Raw genomic sequence first — 7,665 nt, 5'->3', positions numbered from 1 at the left:
GGCCGACGTGCGCCACACCGCCGACGAGTTCCCGGCGCACCCCAAGCCCACCGACCCACCCGATACGCACCCCGCCGGGACCCCCGCCGGCGTCCGGACCGAGGGACGGTGCCGGGGCAGCCCGGGGCGTCCGGGCAGCGGGACGCCGTCAGTTCAGCCGGCGGCATCCGAGCCGGGCTCCGAGCCTGGCTCCCGGGCGGCGCGAAGTGCCTCCGTCGCCTGGGCCAGCAGCCGCGCCGAGTCGGTGCGCCCGCTCACCTGCAATTCCACTTCGGTGTCCCCGGCCTGGATCCGGATGCTGGCCTCGGTGCGCTGCTGGTCGACCCAGGACTGCAACAGGTTGAACAGCCCCGGAAGCAGCCCCTGGGCCAGCACCGCGATGATCACCGCGTCGCTGAAGCCCGGCCGGCCCCCGCCGCCGCCGGCCGTGCGCACCACCGGCCGGTATTCGGGGCGGCGGTGGATCCAGGTCAGCAGATCGACCGAGGGAGACTGCCGCTGCCGGGGGTTGATGGTCAGCCGGACGGGCAGCCGGGCTGCGGCGTCGCTGTCGGTCACGGTCTGTCTCCCGGTCAGTTGTCGGAGGGTCGGAAGGTGACGTCGTCCCCGTCGGCGGTGGCGACGCCCGTGACGGTCAGCGCGTCGTCGTCGGTGAACGGTGAGCTGCTGCCGAAGTACGTGGTGGTGCCGCTGACCTGCACCCTGCCCTGGGTCTCCACCGGGGTGGACACCCGGGCGGTGCTCGGGCCGGTCAACTCGACGGCGATTTTCGGGTACTCCAGGATCTTCCAGGTGATCTTCTGCGTGGTGCCGCCGTAGTAGCGGAACGGGCAGCCGGGTGGGGCGGCCACGGTCTGCTTCGCGCACTCGTCCAACCAGGCGCGTACCCGGGCCTCGACCGCTTCGATCGCCGCCGGCTTGAGCACCGGCGCCAGTTGCAGGGTGGCGGCGGTCTCCCCCGGGCCCACCAGCACTGTCTCGCCCGGCGTCTCACTGAGCGCGCTGGACGGGCCGGTCGCGGTGTAGCCGCCGGGCAGCAGCACCAGCGGAGCGCCCTCGGTGGCGACCGGCAGCTCCACCCCGTTGAGCCGCACCCCGGGGTCGGCGATCGCGGCGTTGAGCGGGGTGGGCCCACCGCTCAACCGCCAGCCGTGGAAGAGGCCAGCGGTGGTCTCGTCCTCGCGGCGCAGGGTAAGGGTGCTGCTCTGGCGCGCGTCACCCAGCCGGTACGCCACGGTGGCGGTGGCGGTGTCGCCGTCGCGCTCCAACGAGCTGATCTCGACGTCGGTCGGTGGTTGGTAGCCCTTGCCGCGCAGCAGTTTGGCGAGAAGGTCGCGGTCGGTGCCGTTGCCCTGGTCGGTCAGGTAACCGAGGGCAGCCTCGCTGTCCCGGTCGGCGAGCGCGGAGAAGTAGCCGTCGATCGCCGCCTGGGGGCGGAAGAACGCCCACTGCACCACGCCGAGGCCGCTGGTGCCGAGGCAGGCGACCAGGGTGACGGCGCCGACCAGCAGCAACGTGCGGCGGGTGCCGACCGGGCCGGAGTCGTTGAACAGCCGGTCGACGGTGACGGGCTCGGTCGCGCCGGAGGGCGTACCGGCTACCGAGGCCCGCTCCAACGCGTCGAGCCGCAGCTCGTGCGGCGGGTGGGTGGCGCAGACCGCCTCGTCCCAGCCGCTGCGGCCGGTCTCGAAGGACCGCCGCCGTTCCAGAATGCGCCGCAGCCCGTCGGCGTGCCCGGTGAGCACGGCGCCGAGGTCGGCCCGGTACTCGGCCGCGCGCACGTCGCGGGCGTGCAGCGGCAGCACCACGTACCGCATGGTGAGCAGCACCGGCCAGAAGAGCACGAAGACCACGAAGTTGGTGCCCGGATGGGGGAACGTCCGCATCAGCCAGGTCGGCAGGGCGTGCGCGAGGGTCAGTGGCAGGCCGACACCGCGGACGAAGGCGCTGGTGATCTCGTCCCCGGTGCGCCAGTGCACCAGCTCGTGGCTGAGCAGCGCGGCCACCTCGTCGTCCGGTTCGGCCAGCACGGCGGTGGTGACCACCACGTGCCGGGCGTACGTGCGGGCGTTGCTCAGGACCGGGTCGTCCTCCATGAGCAGCCGGGGCACGCTGGGCAGGCCGAGCCGTCGGGCGCAGTCGTCGAGCACGGGGCGAAGCCGCGCGTACTCGCGGCGGCTGGGCTGGCGCGCACCCGAGACGACCAGCAGGCGGGGTTCGAGCAGCACCCGGTAGAGCGTGTAGAGGACCCCGATCAGCGCCGCCGCGACGACAGTGCCGATCAGGCCGGTGAGCAGCGCGAAGGGCTCGTCGGCAACGCCCATCCAGGGCAGGGCCAGCACGGCGAGGAAGCCGACCAGGAAGCCGATGGCGAAGCCGGCGACGCCGCCGAGCATCCCGCCGGAGCGGGTCAGGAACGCCTCGACCAGGGGGCCGATGAGCGGGACGTCGCGCAGCACCTGGGGCACCTGGTCGTCGGCGCCGGTCCCGACGGCGAAGAGCCCGACGACGCCGAACGTGAGACCGCCCCAGAACGCCAGGAGCAGCGCGACCGGCAGGTAGAACCAGGTGGCGAGGAACGCGCCGAGCACGCCGCGCCAGTCCCGCAGGATCCCGGCACGCAGCCAGACCAGCGCGCTCGGGTAGCCCGGTGGGCGGTCGGCGAACCCACCGGTGGGTGGCGGGGTGTCGGCCGACGGCGGTTGGGCGGCCCGGACGTCGAGCTGCGGCACGGTCGGCGGGGTGTTCTCCGGCGGCACGGTGGGCGGCTCGGTCATGAGCGCTGCTCCTTCTCGGCGGGCGTCGTCCACTGTCGGGAATGGACAGCCGGAGCAGGCTATCGAGGGCATCTGATGTCTGCCACACCGTTTCCGGGGATCGTCGCGCACCCGACACTCCGTGTCGCGGGTGCGGTGCGGCGGTCCCCTTCGGGACCGCCGCACCGGAGCGGGTCAGAGCGCGAGGCAGTTGGGTCGCACCGAGCCATCGACCAGGGCGCCGCGCACGATGGTGTACGCGGTGCCGTCGAGCACCAGGCCGAGGTGCCCCACCACCCGCAGCGGGCAGTACGACTGGATCAGCACGTTCGTCGCACCGTCGTTGACGGCGGCGTTTCCGGTCGGACGGACCAACTCGTCCTGGAGGGTGCGGATGGTGGTGTAGCGCACCGCGCCCGGGGTGTCGTCGCCGGCGTTGAGGTCGGCGAGGAACGCCGAGCCGATTGTCATCTGTTGGCAGGCCACGACGCCGGCGCAGCTGCCCAGGCCGAGGAACGCCACGATGTTGGCGACGTACGTGCCGTACTGGGGTGTGCCCAGGCTGACGTAGCGACCGACGGTGGCGGTGCCGCCGAGCCGCTTGAGGTAGTACCTGCTGACCAGGCCCCCTTCGGAGTGGGCGACGACGTCCACGCTCGCCGCGCCGGTGGTGGCGCGTACCTGGTCGACGTAGTTGGCGAACGCGCGCGCCGAGGTGGGGATGTCACCGAGACCCAGGCCGGGTAGTTGGTAGATGAAGGCGCGGTAGCCGTCGGCGCGCAGCCGGGCGGCGATCGGCTCGTACGCGACGGCGACGCCGCTGAGCCCGCCGACCACGATCACAGGGTTGGCCGCCGCGGCGGCGAAGGGCGTCGTGCTGGTGGCGGTGGTGGAAGCGGGGGCGGCGGTCGCCGTGGCGGTGGACGCGAGAAGCGCGGCGGTGGCGAGGGCCAGGACGAGGGCGGTCTTTCGGAGCAGCATGGCTGCACCTCCGGGGGGAGGCACCCGGCGAACCGGGCAGGTGGGTGGGGGTGTCCGGTCGACCGTGCGACGATCATGCCCGCAACAATTTAGAAACGTCAATGACTTGTTACGCGCCGGTAACCCGTTGTTCCGGCGGGGGCGTAAACGGTCATACCGCTCCGCTCCATATCGGACGCTGCCGGTCGCTGGCATGCTGTCGCCGTGGCTGTCGATGAACCCACCGAGCGCGAGCTGCGGGTAATGCCGTGGTGGCTGGTCCTGGTTGGCCTGCTGGTCGCCATCGCCCTGGGCTGGCTGGTGCTGGACCTGCTGCTCAGCGAGGCCGACCGGGCCAGCCAACCGGACACCCGCGCCACGCTGCGCATCGACGCGATCCGCACCGGCCTGACCGTCGTCGCCGGCACTGGCGGAGGGCTCGCACTGCTGCTCGCCGCCCGCCGCCAGTGGATCGCCGAACGCGCGCAACGGCACGAGGAGAGCGTCGCCGCACGCGACCAGGTGCACCGGGACCGGGTGCAGGCACACGCTGAAGCGGTGGCCGAGGCCGCGCAGCGCCACCAGGACCGGCAGTCCGGGGCCGCCGAGCACGACGCGGCGGAGCGTCGACTGACCGAGCTCTACACCCGGGCGGTCGAGCTGCTCGGCAACGACAGCGCGGCGGTACGCCTCGGCGGCCTGCACGCGCTGGAACGCCTCGGCCAGGACAACCCGGGGCAGCGCCCGACCATCGCGGCGGTGCTGTGCGCGTACCTGCGGATGCCGGCGCCTGACGGCGAGCCGCGCGAGACGGAGGTCCGGCGCAGCGCGCAGCGCGTGCTGACCCGGCACCTGCGCGCGGACGACGCGGCCCACTGGCCGGAGCTGACGCTCGACCTGGCCGGCGCCACGCTCGTCGACTTCGACGCCGGCGGCTGCACGCTCGTCGACGCGACCTTCAGCGATGCGGTGTTCACCGGTACGACCACCTTCGCGGGCGCGACGTCGCGGGGGCGGCTGCTGTTCGGTGCGGCGACCTTCGACGAGGTGGTCTTCGACGGGCTCGTGGCCGGCGGCGAGGTCGTCCTCGACGGCATTCGCGTCGGCGGCGAGGCCAGCTTCGACGGTGCCGCCTTTCCCGGCGGTCTGTCCTGCCGGCGAGCCGGCTTCACCGGCCCGACCTCGTTCCGCCGGGTGACCTTCGGCCAGCCGACCAGCTTCGACGCGACCCGCTTCGAGGACGTCACCTCGTTCCGGGAGGCCGTCTTCGAGGGCGCCCTGTCGATGGAGCACACCGAGTTCGGCCGGTCGGCAAGCTTCCACGCCGTCCGCTTCACGAACATGGCGCTGTTCCGCTGGACGGTGTTCGGCGCGGAGGCGCTGTTCGACAGGGCCCGCTTCGTCGACGCCGCGAACTTCGGCCGGGCCCGGTTCCACAGCATGGTCAGCTTCCGCGACACCGAATTCAGCCGGCCACCGCAGGTCGAGCAGGCCCGGGCGGTGGCCGACAGCGGCCACCGCTGGCCGGCGGGCACGACAGTGGAGCGCCTCGACGACGAGTGGCTGCTGCTGGTCGACCGCTGATCGGCGGGCGGGCGTTCAGCGCCGGGCGGACGCGGCGTTCAGCGCCGCGCGACCGGGTGAGGCGTTCAGCGCCGCGCGGTCGGACAGAGCGTCAGCGCGGGGCGGCGGGCGGGCGCAGGCCGTCCAGGGCCACGCCGAGGACCCGGTCACGCTGCTCGGGTGACGGGAACTGGGCCATGGTCAGGCCACTGATCAGCCGCACCACGTCGTCGAAGCCGATGTCGTCACGGACCACACCGGCGACCTGCGCCCGACGCATCAGCGGCTCACCGGCGGAGAAGATCTCCGCCCGGCAGCTGGTGAAGATCTCGGAGTCGTGCAGCAGTTGCTCGGCGAGCGCCCGCTTGGTGGCGACGTACGCGACGAAGCGGTGCAGCCAGGCGACGAGCGCGTCCCAGGGTGGCAGCTCGGCCAGACCCTCGGCGGAGTGACACAGCGCCCGGACCTCCTCGACGTAGACGGCCTCGAACAGGTGCCGGCGGGTCGGGAAGTTGCGGTAGAGCGTGCCGATGCCCACGCCGGCCCGGCGGGCCACGTCCTCCAGGGAGGCGGCGGCGCCGTTCTCGGCGAACGCCTCGCGCGCAGCCGCGATCAGGGCGTCGTAGTTACGCCGCGCGTCGGCCCGCTTGGGCCGCTGGGCGAAGACCTCGGGCGCCTGCCCCGGGCTGGTCATGACGTGCGTCACCTCACTCTGCTTGCATCCGGAGGACGCCCTCCGCTAGCTTAGCGGAGGCACCCCTCCGGAATCCCGGAGGCCTGCCTCCGGTTACTCTACCTCGGGACCCGCCCGATCGCCGCCTGGCCACCCCGATCGCCCGGACCCCGACAGACCACCCCGTCACGGACGACGGGCGACAAGCCTTCATTCCCGTACGTAATCAGGGAGTTTTCTCTCGTGGCAGTGACCTCCCGGCGCAGCTCGCGTCGGCTCACCTTCACCGTGCTCGCGGCCGGCGCCGGGTTCTTCGCGATGCTCCAGTCGCTGATCACCCCGGTGCTGCCGACCATCCAGCAGGACCTGCACACCACCCAGAACACAGTGACCTGGGTCCTGACCGCCTACCTGCTCAGCGCGTCGATCTTCACGCCGATCCTCGGACGCGTCGGCGACATGGTCGGCAAGGAGCGGATGCTTGTCGTCTCGCTCGCCGCCCTCGCCCTCGGCTGCCTGCTGGCCGCCATCGCGCCGAACATCGGCATCCTCATCCTCGCCCGGGTCGTGCAGGGCATCGGCGGGGCGGTCTTCCCGCTGTCGTTCGGCATCATCCGCGACGAGTTCCCGGCTGCCCGGGTCTCCACAGCGGTGGCCGCCATCTCGGCCATCGTCGCCGTCGGCGGTGGCCTGGGCATCGTGCTGGCCGGCCCGATCGTCAGCACCCTGGACTACCGCTGGCTGTTCTGGATCCCGATGATCGTGGTCGGACTGACCGCCGTGGCCGCGCACCTGTTCGTGCCCGAGTCGCCGGTCCGCACCCCCGGTCGCATCGACTGGCGCGCCACACTGCTGCTCTCCGGCTGGCTTGTCGCATTGCTGCTGCCGATCAGCCAGGGCGCCGCCTGGGGCTGGACCTCCACCCGGGTGCTCGGCCTGCTCGCCCTCGCCGTGGTGCTGCTGGTCGGCTGGCTGGTCACCGAGCTGCGGTCGAAGAATCCGCTGATCGACATGCGGATGATGCGCCTTCCGGGTGTCTGGACCACCAACCTGGTCGCCCTGCTCTACGGCGCGTCGATGTTCTCCATGTACGCGTTCCTCCCGCAGTTCCTGCAGACCCCGACCGCCGCCGGTTACGGCTTCGGGGCGAGCATCAGCCAGGCCGGTCTGCTCATGCTCCCGATGGTCAGCGCGATGTTCGTCGCCGGCGTCATCGCCGGGCGACTCCAAGCCGTCTTCAGCGCCAAGGCGCAACTCGCCACCGGTGCCACCTTCAACGTGGCCGCCTCCGCGATGCTCGCCACCGCGCACGCCACCCGCTGGGAGGTCGCCATCGCCGGTGGCCTGGTCGGCCTCGGCATCGGCCTGGCCTTCGCCTCGATGGCCAACCTGATCGTCGCCAGCGTGCCCGCCAGCCAGACCGGCGTGGCGACCGGCATGAACGCCAACATCCGCACCATCGGCGGCGCGATCGGCGCGGCAGTGGTCAGCGGCGTGATCACCGCCCACCCGCAGGCCAACGGTCTGCCCCGGGAGGCCGGCTTCACGACGGGGTTTCTCGTCCTCACGGCGATCGCCCTGGCCGCCGCGCTCGCGGCCCTCGCCGTCCCGTCCGCCCGGCGGGCGTCGGCCCGCCGACGGTCGCGGACCGGTGGCGGTCAGCGGCCCTCGGGAACGGCCATCTCGCCGAGCAGCGACCAGTCCTCCTGCGGC

Annotated in this window: 6 protein-coding genes; 2 read left to right on the top strand and 4 right to left on the bottom strand. The window is 72.6% G+C overall.

The window, feature by feature from the left end; genetic code table 11:
• Window positions 1-153: 153 nt before the first annotated feature.
• The 3 genes from AB0B48_RS30730 to AB0B48_RS30720 all read right to left on the bottom strand — a co-directional run bounded on the left by AB0B48_RS30730 (window position 154) and on the right by AB0B48_RS30720 (window position 3,737).
• The gene (locus AB0B48_RS30730) at window positions 154-558 is read right to left on the bottom strand and encodes a hypothetical protein (protein WP_357207656.1); all 405 of its coding nucleotides are present in this window, start codon (window positions 556-558) and stop codon (window positions 154-156) included.
• A gap of 14 nt (window positions 559-572) precedes the next feature.
• Window positions 573-2,777: a M48 family metalloprotease gene (locus AB0B48_RS30725; RefSeq protein WP_357207654.1), complete on the bottom strand. Its 2,205-nt coding sequence runs from the start codon at window positions 2,775-2,777 to the stop codon at window positions 573-575.
• Between the two features lie 174 nt (window positions 2,778-2,951).
• Window positions 2,952-3,737, bottom strand: a complete 786-nt coding sequence (locus tag AB0B48_RS30720; protein WP_357207652.1) for an alpha/beta fold hydrolase — start codon at window positions 3,735-3,737, stop codon at window positions 2,952-2,954.
• Between the two features lie 204 nt (window positions 3,738-3,941).
• On the opposite strand from AB0B48_RS30720, the gene AB0B48_RS30715 reads away from it, so the two are divergent.
• On the top strand, window positions 3,942-5,300 hold the full coding sequence (locus AB0B48_RS30715) for a pentapeptide repeat-containing protein (protein ID WP_357207649.1): 1,359 nt from the start codon (window positions 3,942-3,944) through the stop codon (window positions 5,298-5,300).
• Window positions 5,301-5,391: 91 nt separating this feature from the next.
• Here AB0B48_RS30715 and AB0B48_RS30710 read toward each other — a convergent pair whose 3' ends face one another.
• Window positions 5,392-5,973 carry a helix-turn-helix domain-containing protein gene (locus tag AB0B48_RS30710; RefSeq protein ID WP_357207659.1) on the bottom strand — a complete coding sequence of 194 codons (582 nt, stop codon included), beginning with the start codon at window positions 5,971-5,973 and terminating at the stop codon, window positions 5,392-5,394.
• Window positions 5,974-6,195: 222 nt separating this feature from the next.
• On the opposite strand from AB0B48_RS30710, the gene AB0B48_RS30705 reads away from it, so the two are divergent.
• On the top strand, window positions 6,196-7,665 hold a 1,470-nt coding region (locus tag AB0B48_RS30705), incomplete at its 3' end, for an MFS transporter (RefSeq protein ID WP_357207646.1).

This window comes from Micromonospora sp. NPDC049089 (assembly GCF_040648775.1).
Classification (GTDB): Bacteria; Actinomycetota; Actinomycetes; order Mycobacteriales; family Micromonosporaceae; genus Micromonospora.
The sequence above is the reverse complement of the archived record's forward strand: the minus strand, read 5'-3'. Positions and strand labels throughout refer to the sequence as shown.